This window comes from Euzebyella saccharophila (genome assembly GCF_014855495.1).
GTDB lineage: Bacteria > Bacteroidota > Bacteroidia > Flavobacteriales > Flavobacteriaceae > Euzebyella > Euzebyella saccharophila.
Genome location: NZ_JACYFJ010000008.1, coordinates 132,639 through 152,121, shown reverse-complemented (window position 1 = coordinate 152,121; position 19,483 = coordinate 132,639). Strand labels below are relative to the sequence as shown.

The 19,483-nt window shown below is 39.6% G+C and carries 23 protein-coding genes; 11 read left to right on the top strand and 12 right to left on the bottom strand.

What is annotated here, in order from left to right; translation table 11 throughout:
• The first annotated feature begins 115 nt into the window (after positions 1–115).
• Genes IL355_RS18200 through IL355_RS18190 form a run of 3 tightly spaced genes read left to right on the top strand, consistent with a single transcriptional unit; the run spans position 116 to position 2,034 of the window.
• Positions 116–994, top strand: a complete 879-nt coding sequence (locus tag IL355_RS18200) for a pirin family protein (RefSeq protein ID WP_192463517.1) — start codon at positions 116–118, stop codon at positions 992–994.
• Positions 995–1,009: 15 nt separating this feature from the next.
• Positions 1,010–1,291 (top strand): GNAT family N-acetyltransferase, encoded by a 282-nt coding sequence (locus tag IL355_RS18195; RefSeq protein WP_192463516.1) that lies wholly within the window; start codon positions 1,010–1,012, stop codon positions 1,289–1,291.
• Between the two features lie 29 nt (positions 1,292–1,320).
• Positions 1,321–2,034, top strand: a complete 714-nt coding sequence (locus IL355_RS18190; protein ID WP_192463515.1) for a pirin family protein — start codon at positions 1,321–1,323, stop codon at positions 2,032–2,034.
• A 61-nt stretch (positions 2,035–2,095) separates the two neighbouring features.
• On the opposite strand, the gene IL355_RS18185 is transcribed toward IL355_RS18190, so the two are convergent.
• The gene (locus IL355_RS18185; protein WP_192463514.1) at positions 2,096–2,680 is read right to left on the bottom strand and encodes a TetR/AcrR family transcriptional regulator; all 585 of its coding nucleotides are present in this window, start codon (positions 2,678–2,680) and stop codon (positions 2,096–2,098) included.
• Between the two features lie 72 nt (positions 2,681–2,752).
• Here IL355_RS18185 and IL355_RS19270 point away from each other — a divergent pair, with 72 nt between their 5' ends.
• Positions 2,753–3,037: a cupin domain-containing protein gene (locus IL355_RS19270; RefSeq protein WP_225621326.1), complete on the top strand. Its 285-nt coding sequence runs from the start codon at positions 2,753–2,755 to the stop codon at positions 3,035–3,037.
• A gap of 313 nt (positions 3,038–3,350) precedes the next feature.
• Positions 3,351–3,929 (top strand): c-type cytochrome, encoded by a 579-nt coding sequence (locus IL355_RS18175; protein WP_192463513.1) that lies wholly within the window; start codon positions 3,351–3,353, stop codon positions 3,927–3,929.
• A gap of 62 nt (positions 3,930–3,991) precedes the next feature.
• Here the strand turns inward: IL355_RS18175 and gldC are convergent, their stop codons facing one another.
• On the bottom strand, positions 3,992–4,327 hold the full coding sequence (gene gldC, locus IL355_RS18170; RefSeq protein ID WP_192463512.1) for a gliding motility protein GldC: 336 nt from the start codon (positions 4,325–4,327) through the stop codon (positions 3,992–3,994).
• A 1-nt stretch (position 4,328) separates the two neighbouring features.
• On the bottom strand, positions 4,329–5,312 hold the full coding sequence (gldB, locus tag IL355_RS18165; RefSeq protein ID WP_192463511.1) for a gliding motility lipoprotein GldB: 984 nt from the start codon (positions 5,310–5,312) through the stop codon (positions 4,329–4,331).
• 69 nt (positions 5,313–5,381) lie between these two features.
• On the opposite strand from gldB, the gene nadE reads away from it, so the two are divergent.
• Both nadE and IL355_RS18155 read left to right on the top strand, forming a co-directional pair.
• A complete protein-coding gene (gene nadE / locus IL355_RS18160; protein WP_187457526.1) occupies positions 5,382–6,170 on the top strand; it encodes an NAD(+) synthase in 789 nt (262 codons plus the stop codon).
• A 173-nt stretch (positions 6,171–6,343) separates the two neighbouring features.
• Positions 6,344–6,973, top strand: coding sequence for a response regulator (locus IL355_RS18155; protein WP_192463510.1), 630 nt, complete (start codon positions 6,344–6,346; stop codon positions 6,971–6,973).
• A gap of 87 nt (positions 6,974–7,060) precedes the next feature.
• Here IL355_RS18155 and dnaG read toward each other — a convergent pair whose 3' ends face one another.
• Together dnaG and IL355_RS18145 are read right to left on the bottom strand one after the other, a co-directional pair.
• Positions 7,061–9,040, bottom strand: coding sequence for a DNA primase (dnaG, locus tag IL355_RS18150; RefSeq protein ID WP_192463551.1), 1,980 nt, complete (start codon positions 9,038–9,040; stop codon positions 7,061–7,063).
• 74 nt (positions 9,041–9,114) lie between these two features.
• A complete protein-coding gene (locus IL355_RS18145) occupies positions 9,115–10,386 on the bottom strand; it encodes a PQQ-dependent sugar dehydrogenase (protein WP_192463509.1) in 1,272 nt (423 codons plus the stop codon).
• Between the two features lie 221 nt (positions 10,387–10,607).
• On the opposite strand from IL355_RS18145, the gene IL355_RS18140 reads away from it, so the two are divergent.
• Together IL355_RS18140 and IL355_RS18135 are read left to right on the top strand one after the other, a co-directional pair.
• The gene (locus tag IL355_RS18140; protein WP_192463508.1) at positions 10,608–11,027 is read left to right on the top strand and encodes a hypothetical protein; all 420 of its coding nucleotides are present in this window, start codon (positions 10,608–10,610) and stop codon (positions 11,025–11,027) included.
• Positions 11,028–11,104: 77 nt separating this feature from the next.
• Positions 11,105–11,713, top strand: coding sequence for an SIMPL domain-containing protein (locus IL355_RS18135; RefSeq protein WP_192463507.1), 609 nt, complete (start codon positions 11,105–11,107; stop codon positions 11,711–11,713).
• Positions 11,714–11,771: 58 nt separating this feature from the next.
• Here IL355_RS18135 and IL355_RS18130 read toward each other — a convergent pair whose 3' ends face one another.
• The gene (locus IL355_RS18130) at positions 11,772–12,647 is read right to left on the bottom strand and encodes a helix-turn-helix domain-containing protein (RefSeq protein ID WP_192463506.1); all 876 of its coding nucleotides are present in this window, start codon (positions 12,645–12,647) and stop codon (positions 11,772–11,774) included.
• 113 nt (positions 12,648–12,760) lie between these two features.
• Here IL355_RS18130 and IL355_RS18125 point away from each other — a divergent pair, with 113 nt between their 5' ends.
• Both IL355_RS18125 and IL355_RS18120 read left to right on the top strand, forming a co-directional pair.
• Positions 12,761–13,147 (top strand): DUF983 domain-containing protein, encoded by a 387-nt coding sequence (locus IL355_RS18125; protein WP_192463505.1) that lies wholly within the window; start codon positions 12,761–12,763, stop codon positions 13,145–13,147.
• A gap of 106 nt (positions 13,148–13,253) precedes the next feature.
• On the top strand, positions 13,254–13,505 hold the full coding sequence (locus IL355_RS18120; protein ID WP_192463504.1) for a zinc-ribbon domain-containing protein: 252 nt from the start codon (positions 13,254–13,256) through the stop codon (positions 13,503–13,505).
• Here IL355_RS18120 and IL355_RS18115 read toward each other — a convergent pair.
• From IL355_RS18115 to queA, 6 genes are all read right to left on the bottom strand, one after another.
• Positions 13,485–14,558 (bottom strand): hypothetical protein, encoded by a 1,074-nt coding sequence (locus IL355_RS18115; RefSeq protein WP_192463503.1) that lies wholly within the window; start codon positions 14,556–14,558, stop codon positions 13,485–13,487. The two genes, IL355_RS18120 and IL355_RS18115, sit on opposite strands and share 21 nt — an antisense overlap.
• A gap of 142 nt (positions 14,559–14,700) precedes the next feature.
• Positions 14,701–15,447 carry a hypothetical protein gene (locus tag IL355_RS18110; RefSeq protein ID WP_192463502.1) on the bottom strand — a complete coding sequence of 249 codons (747 nt, stop codon included), beginning with the start codon at positions 15,445–15,447 and terminating at the stop codon, positions 14,701–14,703.
• A complete protein-coding gene (locus tag IL355_RS18105) occupies positions 15,434–15,994 on the bottom strand; it encodes an RNA polymerase sigma factor (protein WP_192463501.1) in 561 nt (186 codons plus the stop codon). The genes IL355_RS18110 and IL355_RS18105 overlap by 14 nt, the downstream gene beginning before the upstream one ends.
• Positions 15,995–16,085: 91 nt before the next feature.
• Positions 16,086–17,063, bottom strand: coding sequence for a polyprenyl synthetase family protein (locus IL355_RS18100; RefSeq protein ID WP_192463500.1), 978 nt, complete (start codon positions 17,061–17,063; stop codon positions 16,086–16,088).
• A gap of 122 nt (positions 17,064–17,185) precedes the next feature.
• Positions 17,186–18,226, bottom strand: coding sequence for a 23S rRNA (adenine(2503)-C(2))-methyltransferase RlmN (gene rlmN / locus IL355_RS18095; RefSeq protein ID WP_192463499.1), 1,041 nt, complete (start codon positions 18,224–18,226; stop codon positions 17,186–17,188).
• A gap of 93 nt (positions 18,227–18,319) precedes the next feature.
• Entirely contained in the window at positions 18,320–19,369 is a 1,050-nt protein-coding gene (gene queA, locus IL355_RS18090; RefSeq protein WP_192463498.1) for a tRNA preQ1(34) S-adenosylmethionine ribosyltransferase-isomerase QueA, read from the bottom strand.
• Between the last annotated feature and the right edge of the window lie 114 nt (positions 19,370–19,483).

Below are 19,483 nucleotides of genomic sequence, written 5' to 3'. Positions count from 1 at the left end.
CTATCACCTATTAACTTTCTTAGCCCTTTATTTTCGGGCAGATTACTTTCTTAACATAAGTCAATGCGCAGCTATCTGTTGTCTTGTAATTTTGGTACCATAAAACAAAAGAATCATGAGTACAAGAAATATAGAATTGGTAGTGCCCCCAAGACCACCCCACTTTGTAGGCGATGGATTTAGGGTTCATAACTTTATTCCCAGTAGTTTTAGACTGACTATGGAGCGAATGAGTCCGTTTATTTTATTGGACTACAACTCCAAATTTTATTTTCCTCCTTCTGAGCAACCAAAAGGTGTAGGTGTACACCCGCATCGCGGTTTTGAAACGGTGACCATTGCCTATAAAGGAAAAGTGGCCCACCATGATAGTGCCGGCGGGGGCGGCGTTATTGGTGAAGGTGGCGTTCAGTGGATGACGGCAGCTTCTGGAGTACTACATAAGGAATACCATGAAGAGGAATTTTCAAAAACTGGTGGCGATTTTCAAATGGTGCAACTTTGGGTGAACCTTCCTGGGAAGGATAAAATGTCAAAACCCAAATATCAGGCACTTAACCAAGACGATATCAAATCATATGAGCTTGAAAACAACACCGGAACTATAGAGGTAATTGCAGGCAATTACAAAGGAATAAAAGGTTCGGCTTCTTCATTCACTCCTATACATATGTATAACGCCCGACTTCAAAAAGGGGCTTCTGCAGATTTTAGCTTTCCGCAGACCTATAATACGGCATTACTGGTAATTGAGGGAAGTATTTTGGTTAACGGCTCGGAAGAAGTACCTACCGATCATTTCGTGTTATTTGAAAATGACGGGGAACTTTTTGAAATAAAGGCAACTGAGGAGGCAGTGGTATTAATTCTTAGTGGAGAGCCCATAGATGAGCCCATTGCGGCCCAAGGTCCTTTTGTAATGAATACAAAGGAAGAATTGGTGCAAGCCATTGAAGATTTCAATATGGGAAAATTCGGATATTTAGAAGACTAACTTAATCTCATCATAATGGAAGTACAACAAGAAGACAACGGTAAAAAAGGCGCATTCTTTATGGAAAGTGAAGGCGAGCGACTCGCTTCAATGACCTATACTTGGGCTGGACCCAATAAAATGATTATTGACCATACCGAAGTAGACGATGGTCTGAGAGGTCAAGGGGCCGGAAAAAAATTGTTAATGCAGTTAGTATTCTTCGCACGAGAAAAAAACAAAAAAGTACTACCTCTTTGTCCGTTTGCCAATAGTGTTTTTCAAAAACAACCGGATATTCAAGATGTACTTTCTTAAAGCAAAGCATAATTTTTTAAAATACAAACATGAAATCAATAATACATAAAGCAACTACCAGAGGCCATGCAAATCACGGTTGGCTCAACACCTACCATACCTTTAGTTTTGGTAATTATCACAATCCCGAAAGAATGAATTTTGGGGTATTGAGGGTTTTAAACGATGACGAGGTTTCTGCAGGAATGGGTTTTGGCACCCATGGCCACAGTAATATGGAAATAATTTCCATACCCCTGGAGGGCGATTTGGAACACAAGGATAGTATGGGTAATACCGCCGTCATAAGGAAAGGGGATATACAAGTGATGAGCGCTGGTTCGGGAATTCAACATAGCGAAAAGAACAAGAACCATGATCAATTGGTGAAATTCTTGCAGATTTGGGTCATTCCCAATAAGGTGAATGTTACCCCACGCTACGATCAAATTACGTTGGATGAAAAGGATACTGAAAATACCTTTCGACAAATTGTATCACCCAATGCCGAAGACGAAGGTGTCTGGATTCATCAAGATGCGTGGTTTCACTTAGGCGATTTTGAGCAAGGAAAAACCACCAACTATATAATGAAAAATGAGAACAACGGCTTGTACGTGTTTGTTTTGGAAGGTTCGGTTTCCGTTAACGAAGTGGCATTATCAAGGAGGGACGGACTTGGAATTACGGAGGCAAAAGAGTTGGATTTCAAGTTTGAAACCGATAGCAAAGTGCTCTTGATGGAGGTTCCTATGGCGAATTAATATTCGTTCACTTGGAAAAACAAAAAATGCGGCCTTAGGGTCGCATTTTTGTGATTAAAAACTACAAACCTTTCAAAATACGGTCCAATGCCCAATTTAGAACCTCTCTAGATTTTTGATTGTCAAGACCACATACATCTTTGGTAACAATAACTGCCTCAATACCCATTAACAAAGTAGCGATAACACTTAGGTTTTCTTTTTCCACTGGATTCATCTGAATATCCTTAGAAGCTAAAAATTCACGAACCGAGGTAATCCTATTTTGACCTCGTTCCAATTTTGGGTCGGCAGAAGAAAGAATGGCTCCTAAGAATTTTTTGGAAGGAATTTCATTATTGAATATGAAATCCAAATAGGCATTTTGTATGCCCTTCAGGCCATCATAAAGATTTTGGCCCTCCCAATCAGACATCAGTTTACCGGAATCAGGTACGTTTAGGTATAAAATGAGTTCAGTGGCAATTTCTTCGGCATTTGAATAATACCTATAAATTGTCGCCCTCGAAATACCTGCTTCTTTGGCGATTTCATCCATATTTAGGGGACTATGATTCTTCACTAAATCATTTGCCGCCTTAAGTATTTTTTGTCGTGTCTGTTGCTTTTGGGCCTTTCTCCCTGAACTTAAATGCGAATCACTCATGAGACAAATGTCTTATAAAATTTTGAAACTAAAAAATAATACACTATCATTGTGAGACAAAAATCTCATGAAATGAAAAAATTACAGGCATTTTGGGTATTGGGCCAAGAGGTTACCCTTCACCCAACCACTGGAGATTATGATCTTACAGTGATTAAAACCCCGGCTGGAGCCCAGGGACCGCCACCTCATATTCACAAAAAATACAAGGAAACCTTTCTTATTATGGAAGGTGAAATGGAATTCTTTGTAAATGGTACACTACAAACCCTGAAAGCTGGAGAATCACTAGATATACCGCCAGGAACGCTGCACACCTTCAACAACAAAAGTAATTTACCCTTGCAAATTTGTTAGTATTCATAGTCCCAAAGGGTTTCTAAGCTTTTTTGAAAAATTTGGGGTGGACATTTCCGAACCAAATGCCTTAGAGAAATCAGTACACCCAGATATGATTCATCAAGTGCTGGCCACGGCCCATCAATTTGATATGGAAATTGCGAAGGCCCCTCAGCAGTCTTAAGGTATTCACCTTCAAGCTTATCTTCCCCCTTCAAAGTCCGACCCTTATTTCTTCCCCTTATACAAGGTTTGGCACCATTGATACAATTTGAGCACAATGGCTTTTAAAAAAAATTAATTTATCAGAAGACTTTAAATACCGTCCACTATGAAAACATCAATTCCAACATTAATCTTATTCGCAAGTCTAATTTTTCTTTCTTGCAAAGACCAACCTAAAGAAGACCCCATCACCGCCATTAGTGAAGAAGATAAAATTAAAAACCAAGTTGACCATGGAAAATATATGGTAGATGTATTGGGCTGTACCGACTGTCATACACCTAAGAAGATGACAGCACAAGGCCCTGTTCATGATATGGATAAATTTATGATGGGTTTTGATGCCTCACAACCATTACCTCCAGTTCCTGAAAATGTGCCTATTGGACCATGGGTATTATTTGCAGGAGATTTAACGGCTGGCGTGGGGCCTTGGGGTACCAGTTATGCAGCCAATCTCACGCCTCACGAAACCGGTATTGGCAGTTGGTCATTGGCACAGTTTACCAAGGCCTTAAGAGATATGAAGTATAAAGGAGAAGAAAATTCACGCCCCATTATGCCGCCCATGCCAAAGCATTATTCCTATTTGACCGATGATGACATAGCGGCAATTTTTGCCTATCTAAAGACGATTCCTGCCAAAGACAATCTTGTTCCTGCCTACCAACCGCCTTCTTCATAAAAAAAGGAAATAAAAAACGACCGGTAAAAGCCGGTCGTTTATATTTTTAAATCTTGACAATGTTACTTTTTAAGCTCCAATTTCTCAGCAAAGTAATCGCAAAAATCTTTCATGGTAGCGGTCATTTTTTCATCCTGAGTGGCCTTATAAAAAGTATCGGACATGGACACTAAAGTTTGGTGAAAGAACACTTTCATTTCATCAACGGGCATATCCTTGGTCCACAAATCAATTTTTAGGGATTCTTGGTGCTTGCTATCCCAAACGGATAACAACATGGCCTTCGCCTCCTCATTGTCCACCCCCCCGTCTTGCGCAGACCATGTGAGTGTCTCAGGTACTCGGTTTTCATCCAATCCTACTTTTAAGGTAATTTCTGAGGTATGTAATTTCGCCATTTTATTTTGATGGTTTAAAATTCGATTTTTTAAAAATTTCTTCCGCTGGTAAATTGAGCATTTGCTGTAAGGACACCTTATTGCTATCCATAAAAGCTCTCACTATTTGCCATCCCATATACCTGCCTATTCTTCCTGGAGATTCATTGTCCAGTTCCAATCCAAATTTGGAAAACGGTGCAGGGTCCAAAAACCGTCTGGACAATTTCGCATCCGTACTAAAAAGGTATTCGTTTTCAATATAATTTCTCCAAATGGGTTCCTCGTTTGCTTTTGCCCATTGCAACTGGTCTTCAGTATAGTTTATCTTCAAATAATCTTTTGATGATGGCAATAATTGATCCTTTACATACAGTTCTTTTCCATAATAAACCATTTTGCCCAAAAAACTCCGACTCTGGGGCTTGGGTACTACCTGCTTTGCAAAGGCGCTGGCCACATCACTCACCAAATATTCTCTATCCAAATTGGATTTTATATAGTTCTGAATATCCACATAAAATTTATGATCCGGTCCTAAATAATTATCCAAACCAATAAGTAACAGGCTATCCGTTAGAATTATCCGGTTCTCATATTGAACGTCCGATGTAAGGGTGACCACTTTGGGAACCTTAGATTGAGGAAAATAGTATTTAATGTGCCGGTACAAATCTTCCAACTCGGATGCTTCCTGCTCAAAATCAGGAAAGGCTTTTTCCACCTCTTCCAATAATTCTATTTGTAAGGTATCTTTGAGTTTGGCCACCCAGACAGTATCTGCATATTGACGAGGAAATAAATAAGGATACTTGTTTTTTAGTCCCAAAATATCTTCAGGTTGCGCGGTGGCAAATTCCCTATCAAACCTAGCAACTTGCAATTCTACAGGAACCTTTGCTATTTCCGCTTCAACCTTATTGGTATCATTACAACTAAAAAAGACGGTTAAAACGAGAAATATCGTAAAAATGCCCGCATTCCATTTAAGTATTTTTCTATACATTTTATTATTAAGCTGGTAGGTACTAATTTTAACCGACAAAGTTAACGTATCTCAATAAAACAACATCTTATGCAAACAGAAAAGGTAACGGAGCATATTGTAAAATGGCTTAAGGACTATGCCACGAATGCTAAAATTAAAGGATTTGTAATTGGGATTTCTGGCGGAATAGATTCTGCGGTAACTTCTACCCTTTGTGCAAAAACAGGTTTGGACCTATTGTGTTTGGAGATGCCCATTCATCAAGCCGAAAACCAAGTTAGCAGGGCCGCCAATCACATTAATTGGCTACAAGCAAATTTTAAGAACGTTAAAAGACAACCAGTAAACCTAACCCCGGTTTTTGACAGTTTGGTAGCTTCCTTGCCCCCTGTTGAAAATGAAGAGGAACGCTTTATGTCCTTGGCCAATACCAGGGCACGTCTTCGAATGACCACCTTATACTATTTTGCCGCTTTAAAAGGTTATTTAGTCGCAGGAACTGGCAATAAAGTAGAAGACTTTGGGGTTGGATTTTACACTAAATACGGAGATGGAGGGGTAGATTTGAGCCCCATAGCAGACCTGTTGAAAACCGAGGTTTATGATATTGCCAAACACCTTGGGGTCAACCAAGAAATTATCGATGCAGCCCCTACAGATGGGCTTTGGGGAGATGATAGAACGGATGAGGACCAGATCGGGGCATCTTACCCAGAATTGGAATGGGCAATGGCCATGTTGGAGCAAGGCAAGGACGAAAACGATTTTTCTGGCCGAGAAAGAGAAGTATTTCGTATCTTTATGCGATTCAATACGGCCAATAAACACAAAATGCTGCCGATTCCGGTCTGTGAAATTCCGGAACAACTCAAATAGCAATTTGTCCTAATTAGGTGTAAACTAAACGAATATATCCATCAGAAAGGCCGTTTTTGTGAAAAAAATATGACATTAGCCTCAGAAATTAGATTTATAAAGTTTATTTTGCGTGTCAGTATTTTTTCCCACGCCCTAATCGAAAGTTTATTATCTAGAACAAAACTAACAAAATGATTAAAGTATTAATTGCGGACAATCACCCAATTGTCAGGATGGGTGTTACAAGCGTTTTAGAAAGTGCTACAGGCTTTCAAGTAGTAGAAACGGCATCTACAACTTCGGAGCTTTTTGAAAAATTAGAAAGAGTCACCCCCGACGTTATCATGTTGGAGATGGATATTCCAGAAATCAATGGAATTGCCACTTTAAGAAAACTTAAGAAAGAAAATCCTGATGTTAAGGTTCTTATGTACAGTGGTCAATCTGAAGATGTGTATGCTTTGAGTACCATTAGGGCTGGGGCCTTTGGTTACCTTTCAAAAGCATCGGACATTGATTACATTATTTCTGCCGTTAAAAAGGTTAGCGAAGGTAATATGTTCATTACCAATGAGCTCGCACAGAGACTTGCTTTTGATGAGGGTACACAAAAACCACGTAGGTTCTTTAGAAAACTATCTACACGTGAGGTAGAGGTTCTAAAATTACTTGCCAGTGGAAAAAGAAATAAGGACGTGGCCATAGGCCTTAACTTGAACGAGAAAACGGTTAGTACCTACAAAGCGCGCCTAATGAAAAAGTTGAATGTAGACAACATGGTTGATCTTCTTCAACAAGCTAAAGCTTTGGAACTTTACTAAGACTTCAGCATGAACTTGAAAGACTAAGACTAAGACTAAGACTAAGACTAAGAAATTAAAAATCCCGGACGTTCGTTCGGGATTTTTTTATGACAAAACTCGGTTCAATTTTTTATTAAGAAGTTTATTGAGGTGAATGTAATTCATGATTTCCTCCAAAGTATCCCTATGGTCTCCTTCCCCTCCCTTGGTATTATCTTGAAGGGCCAGCATTCTTTTCTTGATCAAAAAACATCTCAAGGTTAGAATCGTTTCACTTACCAACTGGGCCACTCCCAGTTTTTTATCTTTTGGAAAGATATCCTTGCGTTCCCAATTGTGCAATACGTATTTTTCTTCCTCCATCATAATGGACGAAATTTCGCCCACCATATCCTGTGCCAGACCGGAAAGGAATGTGTTTAATTGAAATTTCTCGTCTTGGTTTAGGGCTTCAATAAGTTTGTAATAGATATTTCTAAACTTTTCGTTTGCCAATTCTATCTCATCATCCTGCAAATCCAAGAAAATTTTCTCATAGACCTTTGCCTCAATGCTTAAGGGTTCCAAAATTAAATCTCCCTCCTCACTTTCCTTTAGGATCAGATCTTCAAATTCTTCGGTTTCACTTCCGTATAATAGCAGGAGCTCAATAATCTTTCGCTCCAATTCATATTGAACGTCCACCTTCTCAATGGTAGCATCATTTTTGACGACATTAAAGGCTTTTTGCTCCTCCTTTTGAGCCTTAGCAGCCTCCGTACGATCCTTTTTACCCATCTGGGCCAACGTACTGAACAATACAGATTCCGAAACGTTCATAATGCCCGCACATTCTTGTACGTAAATTTCCCTTTTGATTCCATCGGGAATCTTGGAAATACTCTGGACAATATCCCTAACCGTTTCCGCTCTTTTAATGGGATCATTTGCCGATTCCTTTGCTAAAATGTGCGCCTTGAACTGTATAAAATCTTTGGAATTTTCCTTTAGGTACTGCTGAATTTCTTCCAGTTCATTGTTTTTCGCAAAACTATCAGGATCCTCTCCTTCAGGAAACGTACAGACCTTCACGTTCATTCCCTGTTCCAGAATCAAATCGATCCCCCTCAATGACGCCCTTAAACCCGCAGCATCGCCATCAAATAATACGGTAATATTCTTGGTGAGCCTATTGATGAGCCTGATTTGTTCGGATGTTAAAGCGGTACCACTGGAAGAGACCACGTTTTCAATTCCTCTTTGAACAAACTGAATGACATCTGTATACCCTTCCACCAAAAAACAATTATCCTCCTTGGCAATAGCTTGCTTGGCATAATAAATTCCGTAAAGAACCTTACTCTTATGGTAAATATCACTTTCCGGTGAATTTTGGTATTTAGCAGCCTTTTTATCTGTCTTTAGAATTCTACCGCCAAAACCCAATACTCTTCCGCTCATGGAATGAATGGGAAACATAACCCTACCCTTAAAACGATCAAACTTTCTAGGGTCGTTTGGATTCTGAGGATTCTCTTTAACTATCGTAAGCCCGGTCTTTTCTAAATAGTTAAGCTTATACCCTTTATCCAATGCCGTTTTGGTAAACCCGTCCCACTCGTCCAAACAGTACCCCAGACCAAATTTTTGTATGGTTTCTTGGGTAAAGCCCCGTTCTTTAAAGTAAGAAAGTCCAATAGCCTTTCCCAGTTCAGTCTCCCAAAGCATTTTCTCAAAGTGTTTTTGGGCAAATTCAGAAACCAGATACATGCTTTCCCGTTCATTGGCTTCTTGCTTTTGCTCATCTGTTCTTTGGGTTTCCTCTATCTCTATATTGTATTTTTTCGCAAGGTATTTGATGGCTTCAGGATAGGTAAAATGCTCGTGCTCCATTAAGAATGCCACCACATTACCACCCTTACCGCTACTAAAGTCTTTCCATATTTGCTTTACGGGCGAAACCATAAAACTGGGTGTACGCTCATCTGTGAAAGGACTCAACCCCTTAAAGTTGGAGCCGGACTTTTTAAGTTGGACAAAATCACCTATGACCTCCTCTAATCGGGCGGTTTCAAATACTTGATCTATGGTTGTTTTTGAAATCAATACTTGGATAAAAAAGAAATAGTGCCCAAAGATAAGCACTATTTCAAATTTTGATATTCTGGATCAATTTATGTTTATTCTGCGGTTACCCTCCAGATAATACCGCTATCATCATCGCTCACCAAGAGGGAGCCGTCCGGAGCGGTAACTACGCAAACCGGTCTACCATAGACTTCACCCGCTTCCTCATTGGCAATAAAACCGGTTAAAAAATCTTGCGGTTGTTGCGGTTTTCCATTCTCAAAAGGAACAAACAACACCTTATAGCCGGAAAAGATTGCACGGTTCCAGGATCCATGCTGACCTACAAAGGCACCATTTTTATAGGAGGCCGGAAATTGGTCCGCTGTATAAAACTCCAAACCTAGGGAAGCCGTATGATTACCTACCGGCACATCAGGAATTATAGCCTTATCTACCAAATCTTGATGCGGGTCTTCTCCCCATCTTGGGTCGTTTATTTGTCCGTAATAACTATAGGGCCATCCATACCAGCCGCCCTTCTGTACGCTGGTGATATAATCGGGTACCAAATCATTACCGATCTTGTCACGCTCATTTACGGCGGTCCATAAATCTCCGGTAACAGGGTTCCAGTCCATGCCCACTGGATTTCGTATTCCATCTGCGTATACAATTTCTCCACTACCGTCTGGGTTCACCTCTAAAATATTGGCCCTTCTTTTTTCGGTTTCCATTCCTTGTTCACCCACATTGCTGGCTGACCCTACGGAAATATAGATTTTACTGCCTTCTTTGTTGGTAATTATATTTCTGGTCCAGTGGTTATTATATCCGCTTGCGGAAAGCTCCACAATTTTTTCACCCTCGCCTTCCAATTTATTTTGTCCTTCTTTATACGGATATCTGTAAAGTCCATCAGTATTGGCCACATAGAAATACCCGTTTAAAACCAACATTCCAAAATTTTGGTTGAGACCTTCGGCGAATATATGTCTTTCATCTACGGTGCCGTCATTGTCCGTATCCCTTAGAAGTGTTATTTGATTTGCACTTTCTTTTGTGTTCGCCTCCGCCACGAACATGTCATTGTTAGGCGCAATGTAGGTCCAACGTGGATGTTTTAGATTGTCTGCAAAACGACTAACGGTAAATCCGGCCGGAGCAACAGGTTTTTGCCCATCTTCCCATCCTATAACCTTACTTTGCTTAGTTACGGATTCCGAAGAAAAGGGCGCGGCCAATTCCAAAGGCCCAATGGCCGTCTGTACCGTAACAGGCCCATTGTCCGCCAACTCTTCCTTAGTTTCCTCAGAAACCTTTTTTTCTTCTTTACACCCCACCAAAATTGTAAGGGCCATTATTCCTAAATAGATATGTTTCATAAGTTGTAGTTTTAAAACAAGGTACTATTAAATAAAGCATACCTCAAGAGCCTTAAGGCGCTTAATAATTTTTTAACAATTACTACAACACCCCTGAAAACAGGGATAACCAATTCACTATCTCAAGGGTACCCAGAACGCTGACCCCACCCCATCTTTGTACCATTGTAAAAAACAACTTATATAACCTGCCAAACGAAAATGGCACAAAATTCTAAATTATGATCTGGGGAATTTCTCTTATTTTTTTAAGCATTATCGCAGTACCCTCGTTGCTATTATCTAAAAAACCGAATGCCAAAGAGCTTTTGGAAAAAATTGAACCGTATCAAGGTTGGATTGGCCTTGTTCTCTGCTTTTGGGGCTTATGGGGCGTCATTTCTGCCATTTTAAATATGGGCTGGTTGAGTACAGCCCCTATTTGGTGGGTAACCTTCTTGGTTGGCAACCTTATTTCTGCTGGATTGGGCTTTTTATTAAGTTCAAGCCTTATCAATAAATTGCTACTCTCAAAAAATGAGGCGGCAAAAGCCAAGGCTGCCGAACTAAGAGAGAAAATAGCGCCCTCCCAAGGTAAATTGGGAATTGTTGGAATTGGGGTTGGGGCGTGGATGATAGCCGCATCCTTTTTATTCCTATAATGCAAGATAATTTATTCGACAACGTTACCTATTAACAAATTAATACAGGCCCTAGCGGGCGCTTTAAAACTATAATCATGAAAAAGCTTTTACTTTCAATTGCCTTTACTTTCATCTCATTGGCTACAATACAAGCACAGACAGATACCAACAGTATCACCGTAAATGGTATGTACGAGTATTCCATGTCCCCTGAATATATAAGCAAAATGGTCGTTAGTCTAAACAATGTGTATTATGATGCTCAAACCATCAGCATATCTGAGGTAAAAAGCGGATATTACGATAAGCTTGAAAAAGCCGGTATTTCATCAAGTAAGTTAAATGAAGATTTGTTCGCCTATAATCTTCTGGGTTATGAGAAAGAAGGAACTATTGTTGAATTCAGAACTAAATCCATAGACGAAATGAAAAAGTTCTTGAGTGTAAAAAGCATTGGGGTATCTAGATCAGAATCTAGTTTGGAGTTTGAGCTAGCCCCAGAGCAAGCTGCGACTTATGCCGAAAAAGCCTTTGAAAGTGCAAAGAAAAAAGCCAATGCCATTGCAACCAAAGTGGGAAGAAAAATTGGTAAGGCCATTATGATCAGTGATACCAATTACTCCAAAATACAAGAATCCTTATACTACGGTAAGATAAAAAATACCAGGGATTACTATATTTCAGTGACTTTTGAGTTGCTATAAAATTAGGTCAAGAAATTAATGGTACATCCCGGTTTGGAATTCCAAACCGGGATTTTTTTTATCCACTTTTATAGGATTTTCTAAAGGCCGACGGTGTTACCCCTACCCTACGGACAAAGACCTTGGAAAAATAAGAATTATCATCAAAACCTAGGTCAGTGGCAATAGCGGACAAGGTAGCATTACTATGCACCAATTGACGTTTAGCTTCCAACAAAATATGTTCGTATATTAAGTCCGATGGCGTCTTACCCAAGGTGCTTGCGGTAATTCGGTTTAAATGCTTTGCGGTGATGTGAAGTTGCTCTGCATAATAGGATACCGATTTGTGTTGTCTAAAATTTTCATGTATGCTTTCATTCAACCTTTTTAAGGTTGATAAATAGGTAGTAGATGCTATTAATTGATGGTCATCCCTACTGGTATACAACCGACTTAAATCTATATACAACAAATGCAGAAGACTTCTTAGTTTTTGCTCCTTAAGACTTCTATCATTACTATACTCCTGATAGATTTCCATGAACAAACTTTGAACTTTAGGCCTTTCCTCCTTATGCAACTGCATAAAAGGGGGATTCCCATTCCAACTATAAAATGGGAACTCATCTGTCTTAACATGGTTAAAACCCCATTCAAAAAATTCTTTGGTATGAAAAAATAGTAGCCCTTCGGGTGCTTCGGTAAATTTCCATAAATGGGTTTGCCCGGGTTGAAGAAAAAATAGGCTACCGGGGTAAATTGGAAACCTATTAAAATCAATTTCATGTACCCCGGCCCCTTTGCTGAAATAGACTACCAGATAAAAATCATGCTTGTGGGCTGTGTATACCAAATCTTTATTCTTTTGTAGGTGCGCGGATAAATCATTAGCGTATACCTCCGAAAGATTTTTAGGATTATCAAACTGATCAATGTGAAGAACTGGAATCATAAGTAACCAAAAAAATGTCTCAAATTTACCATTTTTAGAGAATTTTTAAAACAAAATAAAAGATACAAGGTCTTAAATTTGCAAATATACGATACCATAATAAATTCTTGTATATGTCATTATTAAAAGGCACCAAACTGTATAGTATTTTTACTGGCACCTGCCCGGTATGCCATCATGAGAGTATGTATGTGAAGAAAAATCCTTACAAATTAAAAAGTACACTCAAAATGAAGGAACGTTGCGCGGTTTGTACTACCAAATACAAGATTGAGCCCTCCTTCTTTTATGGCGCTATGTATGTTAGTTATCCTGTTGGTCTAACTTTTGCAACTGCAGCCTTTATCCTTTGTTACTTGATTTTAGGTCTGGATTTAATCGAGACCTACTGTGTAATCGTAGCGGTCATGATTTTGGCCCTACCCCTCATTCTCCGTATCTCCAGAAATATTTGGATCAATATTTTCATGCCTTACAAAAAAGAGTATCGGCACCGGTAAGTTTTTAAACTGCACCTCAGTGAAAGAAAAAAGCACATTTAAAGAGTGCTTTTACTATACTTGGTGATTTACTTAAATTTACCCAATAACCATTGAAATCTTTGAAATGATTTTATTTTTTGGAACCAGACCTGGCCAAACAGCACAGTTTCCTCTGCCCAACACTACCTGCCCCCACTGCAAACAATTAGGAACTTTAACTATTTCTAAAAGCAGTAATTGGTTTCATTTATTTTGGATACGAATTTTTAAAATTTCCACTCGGATAGTTGCTGAATGTTCCCATTGCAAACGTGTCTACTTTGAAGAAGAGTTTACTGAGGAAATGAAACAAAATCTAATCCAAATCCAGGCGTAAGCCAACAGAGATATTTCGCTGCTTATTGACGGCATCCTTAAATATGGGGTTTAAATCATACTTCACATACAACAAAACACTATCGAACCCCATATATGTACTTAGGCCATAGACAAAGTTGGAAGTATTATAGTCCCTTTTAATTTTATCTTTCACCTTTTCACCATCCAATTCATACTTCAATTTTTGACGCGTTCCCAAATTAACTCCCGCATAACCACCAATTCCAAACCTAAATTGATTGTGAATGTCATATCTCATTTTTTCGTTGGTGCGCTCTAGTTTAGAAGGTCCTAATTCCAAATGAAATGGCAACACCAAATTATCCATCCTAAATTTAGATTTAGATAATTCTTGGTCAAACTCCTGAAGTTCTGCACTACCATTATTCATAACAAAATATTGATTGTCCACAGGTTTTAAGCCATTAAACTGAAAGGAAGCACCATAATGTAATCTTAAGAAATTGCTGTTTTTGAATACTCTTGTTCGCCACGCCCACCCAATTTCAAAAAAGCGACTCCCTCCTATTTTATAGGGTGAATCTTCTATTGACTGTCCTTCGGTAATGGCATTGTTAAGACCAAAGGCAATAACTGGGTCACCGTACGTTCTGCGGTCATAAACCACTTTGTCCTGATCGCCGGAATTGTACTGTACTCCAAAAAGCAAGTTTCCCTCTTCATCCCGTCCACCAATGGCCAACTCCACACTACTCGTCTCAGAATTGAGATTGTAGTTTCCGTTTCTCTTTAATAAGGCTATCTGATTCTCAATGATAGCCACCTTATTTTCAATATTTTTTGCCCTAAGCTCCGCAGCCTCTTTTTTTAGGTTTTGGGCCTGTTCAAAATTAATTTCCTCATTATTAAGTTGTTCGTTAATGCGTTCTACTTCTTCTTTTAAGGCTTCACGTTCCGTTTGCTCAACGTCTCGCTTCTTTTGTTCTAACTGCTCAATTTTAAACTTTAAAGTTTCATCTTCTTGTGCGGTTAAGTAATAACCGCACAGAAGTGAACAGGCTGCCAATAAATAAGTAACAATAATTCTCATGATTTGTAATTTAATAATTGATGATGTTTTTGATTGATTGTCCCCTTTTTTTTAGACAAAGCCTAGTGCTAAAAATTATAGGGTATGAATAAACTCCTCTCCATTCATTTCTAAATAGAGATAAAATTGATGAATTGATTTTTTATTGATTTCTATCTGCCAGCGCCGTCCGAACTTTTATAAAACGGTCTTTTAAGGCATCAAAAAGTTGATCTCTAAAGGTTTTATCCAGTTCGGTTTCTACATCGGCCAATAAAGCCATGGCATCAACAGAACCGCTGGATTCTGTTATTTTTGAATTTAGAATCTCGTTTTGCGCTTCCTTCAGTAATGAATCGACTTCAGAATCGGTTAAGGTTTCTTTATCCGTTTCTAATATTGCCACGTGAGCTATCAACTCCTCTACCTTTGCGTTGATCAACAGATGGTTGGTGTCGAGCTCACTAACCTTTTCCTCTAAATTTACCTCCTCTACGACCGCAATTACTTCTTCGTCCTTAAAATCAAAAGGCTTTACCTCCGTCTTTTTCGATGCTTTCTCTGGACTAATCTCCACCACTTGTTCAAAAGTAGGTTTCACAGTTGCCCTTTCACCCTCATCACTACCTGCAACTACGTCGTCTACCTTTTCCTCCGCCTTCCTTTGTGGCCTAACAACTACTTCCTCTACCGGCAGCGTAGCACTGTCCTTTTCAATCACGTAAAGTACTGATATTAATAGAAAGGCAATAAATGCCGCTGCCACGCCCCATCTATAATAATAAGTTGGTTTATGGGCCGATGGACTCCCTAATTGACCTTCAATTTTGTCCCAGGCTCCAGCCGACGGTGTAAGTCTTCTGGACTCAAACTTCTTCCTTATTTCCTCATCAAAATTATTCCTGTTCATAACCTATTTGTTTATGGTTCCTTAATCGCTCTTGAAGCCACTTTCTCGCCTTGAACAATTGAGATTTGGAAGTGCTCTCAGAAATGCCTAGCATACTGGAAATTTCTTGATGTTTATACCCTTCAACCGCGTACAGCATAAATACGGCGCGATAACCATCCGGTAGTCCATCAATTAAATTTTGAATGTACGCTACCTCTTCGTCAGAATGCTCCTGATGTATTTCGGCGGTATCCATAATCATGGCATCATCAAAAACTACAAACTGTTTTTTCCGTAAGAACGAAATACTCTCGTTTACCATGATCCTACGCATCCAACCTTCAAAACTTCCATCAAACCTATACTCCGGCAGAAATTTAAAAACCTTTACAAAACCGCTCACCATTACGTCTTCTGCAAACTGCATGTCTTTCACGTAACGTCTACAGATACTCAGCATTAAGGGCGAATGCTTTTCATACAGCGCCTGTTGGGCCTTCCGATTTCCGGAAATCGACTTGCGAATTAGCTGCTTCTCGTTGGTATAAAAAGGTATAATTTTCAAATTTCCTTGGTTGCTTCTATAAAGATAGACGCGGGAAGTTACCATAAGGTTGCCTGAGGCGTAAAAAAATTACCGAAATTTGGAAAAAAGGCTACTTTTTACGGTCTACCACATAGTTGACCATCAACTCCAAAGAACTGCGATAAGGTGATTCCGGATAGGATTTCAAGATTTGTAGGGCACGTTCCTTAAACTCCAACATTTTGGAGACTGCATATTCGAGTCCGCCACTTTCCTTTACGAAGGCTATGACTTCCTTAACCCGTTTTTTATCCTTATTATGATTTTTTACGGAATTGATGAGCCATCGTTTTTTTTCTTTGGAGCAATTATTTAAGGTGTAGATCAACGGAAGTGTCATTTTTTGCTCCTTGATATCAATTCCGGTAGGTTTACCAATTTTTGCCTCTCCGTAGTCAAAGAGATCGTCCTTGATTTGGAAGGCCATTCCGCACAATTCCCCAAACTCTCTAAAAATCTCCACCTCTGGGGAGTTTGGTTTTACGGAACAAGCTCCCAAGCTACAGCAAGCAGCGATTAGGGTAGCTGTTTTTTGGCGGATGATATCATAGTAAACCTCTTCCGTGATATCCAATCTTCGGGCTTTTTCAATCTGAAGCAATTCTCCCTCGCTCATTTCCCGAACGGCAACGGAAATAATCTTCAGCAAATCAAAATCCTCATTATCTATGGATAGCAAGAGGCCTTTTGAAAGTAGATAATCTCCCACTAATACCGCAATCTTGTTTTTCCAAAGTGCGTTGATGGAGAAAAAACCCCTGCGTTTACTACTCTCATCAACCACATCGTCATGTACTAGAGTGGCCGTATGAATCAGTTCAATTACGGAAGCACCGCGATACGTACGTTCATTGACCTCGCCATTGCTTAGTAGTTTGGCGGTCAAAAAAACGAACATGGGCCGCATTTGCTTCCCTTTCCGGTTTACGATATAATAGGTTATCCTGTTTAAGAGCGCCACTTTAGAAGACATAGCCTCACGGAACTTGGTTTCAAATAGTTCCATTTCACGGTTGACAGGCTCTTTTATTTGCGCAACGACTTTCAAGCAGTTCGGTTTAAACTCCCTTATATTTGGGAGCCGTAAATTTAGCGAAAATAACTCGCAACTGTCCTCTATTTAGTGGAAGGCTTCGGCCCATAAAATAGAAAATGTAAAATAGGAAAGCCCTACTGTTTATTTGCCAACTGTCCGCAGGCAGCATCAATATCCTTACCTCTTGAGCGCCTTACAGTTACAGTTATACCGTTACGTTCCAAAGTGTTTATGTAAAGGTTTAATGCTTGGTCGTTCGCTTGCTGAAATTCACCGTCATCAATGGGATTGTACTCAATAAGATTAACCTTACTAGGGGCAAAACGACAGAAATCTACCAAAGCATCCGCATCTTTTTGGGTATCATTGATACCTTTCCACACCACATACTCATAGGTAATACGGCTCTTGGTCTTGGCATACCAATATTCCAAGGCCTCCCGTAAATCCTTAAGGGAAAAGGTTGCGTTAAACGGCATGATAGAGGTACGGGTTTCATCAATCGCAGAATGTAGGGAAACCGCTAATTTAAATTTCACCTCATCGTCCGCCATTTTTTTAATCATTTTGGGCACGCCCGAGGTGGAAACCGTAATTCTTCTGGGGGACATTCCTAACCCTTCCGAAGAAGTAATCATATCTATGGCCTTTAGCACATTATTGTAATTCATGAGAGGCTCGCCCATACCCATAAAGACAATGTTACTAAGGGGCCTGTCGAAATACAAACGACTTTCGTTATCAATGGCCACTACCTGATCGTAAATCTCGTCCGGGTTCAGGTTTCTCATCCTTTTTAGCCTAGCTGTGGCACAAAAGCGACAATCCAAACTACAGCCAACCTGACTGGAAACACAGGCCGTGCTACGGGTTTTTGTAGGTATTAAAACAGACTCCACCACCAAATCATCATGCAAGCGAACCGCATTTTTAATGGTACCGTCATTGCTTCGCTGCATCTGATCTACCTTAATATGGTTGATTACAAAGTTATTCTCCAACATTTCGCGGGTAGTCTTGGAAATATTGGTCATACCCTCAAAAGAATGCGCAGACTTTTGCCAGAGCCATTCATATACTTGGTTACCTCTAAAGGCCTTATCACCTTGGGATACAAAAAAATCCCTTAGTTGTTCCTTTGTCAACGCCCGTATGTCTTTCTTCTTTGTTTCCACAGATTGTAATATATAAAAATCCCTTCTTTAAATATCAATTTTCTAAAGAAGGGATTTTTGGGCTTTCCTTACGGATAACCTAGTTCTTATTTATTAGAGGATCAACATGGCATCCCCGTAAGAATAAAATTTATATTGTTCCAAAATAGCCTCTTTGTATGCCTTTTTCATAAGGTCATGACCAATAAATGCCGAAACCATCATCAACAAGGTAGACTTAGGCAAGTGGAAATTGGTAATCATACAGTTAGCAATGCTAAAGTCATAGGGAGGAAAAATAAATTTATTGGTCCATCCTTCGAACGTATTTAAGGTTTGCTCTGAAGAAACGGCACTCTCCAATCCTCTCATTACAGTAGTACCTACCGCGCACACCTTTCTTTTCTCTGCTTTAGCTTTATTTACCGTCTGTACGGCTTTATCATCGATCACCAACTCCTCGCTATCCATCTTGTGCTTGCTCAAATCTTCCACCTCCACAGGGTTAAAAGTTCCCAAACCAACATGTAAGGTAACTTCGGCAAAGTCCAGACCTTTTATCTCCAAACGCTTTAGAAGATGCTTGGAAAAGTGAAGTCCGGCGGTAGGTGCAGCTACAGCCCCTTCATACTTGGCATAAATGGTCTGGTAACGCTCCTCATCTTCTGGCTCTACATCTCTTTTGATGTATTTAGGAAGAGGGGTTTGCCCCAAATCACGCAATTTCCTTCTAAAATCAAGGTAGGAACCATCATATAAAAAACGGAGGGTTCTACCTCTAGAAGTGGTATTGTCTATAACCTCTGCCACTAGGGTCTCATCATCACCAAAATACAATTTGTTTCCAATTCTGATCTTACGTGCAGGATCTACCAATACGTCCCAAAGGCGCTGCTCCTCATTCAATTCCCTTAAAAGAAAAACTTCAATACGGGCACCTGTTTTTTCCTTATTACCGTATAAACGTGCTGGAAATACCTTGGTATTGTTCAAAACCATTACGTCTCCCTCATCAAAATAATCGATCAAGTCCTTGAACATTTTATGCTCAATTTTACCTGTTTCACGGTGGATGACCATTAATTTGGACTCATCCCTGTTTTCTGCAGGATACTCGGCCAACAAATTGTCTGGAAGCTCAAAATTGAAGTTGGATAATTTCATATCTGGTTATTAATGTGATGACCCAAAAATAAAGAAGCCTAAAAATCTACCTTGAAGGTGTGGATTTTTAGGAAATGAATTTATGGATCAAGATTTGTGTTAAAAGTTTTGCGG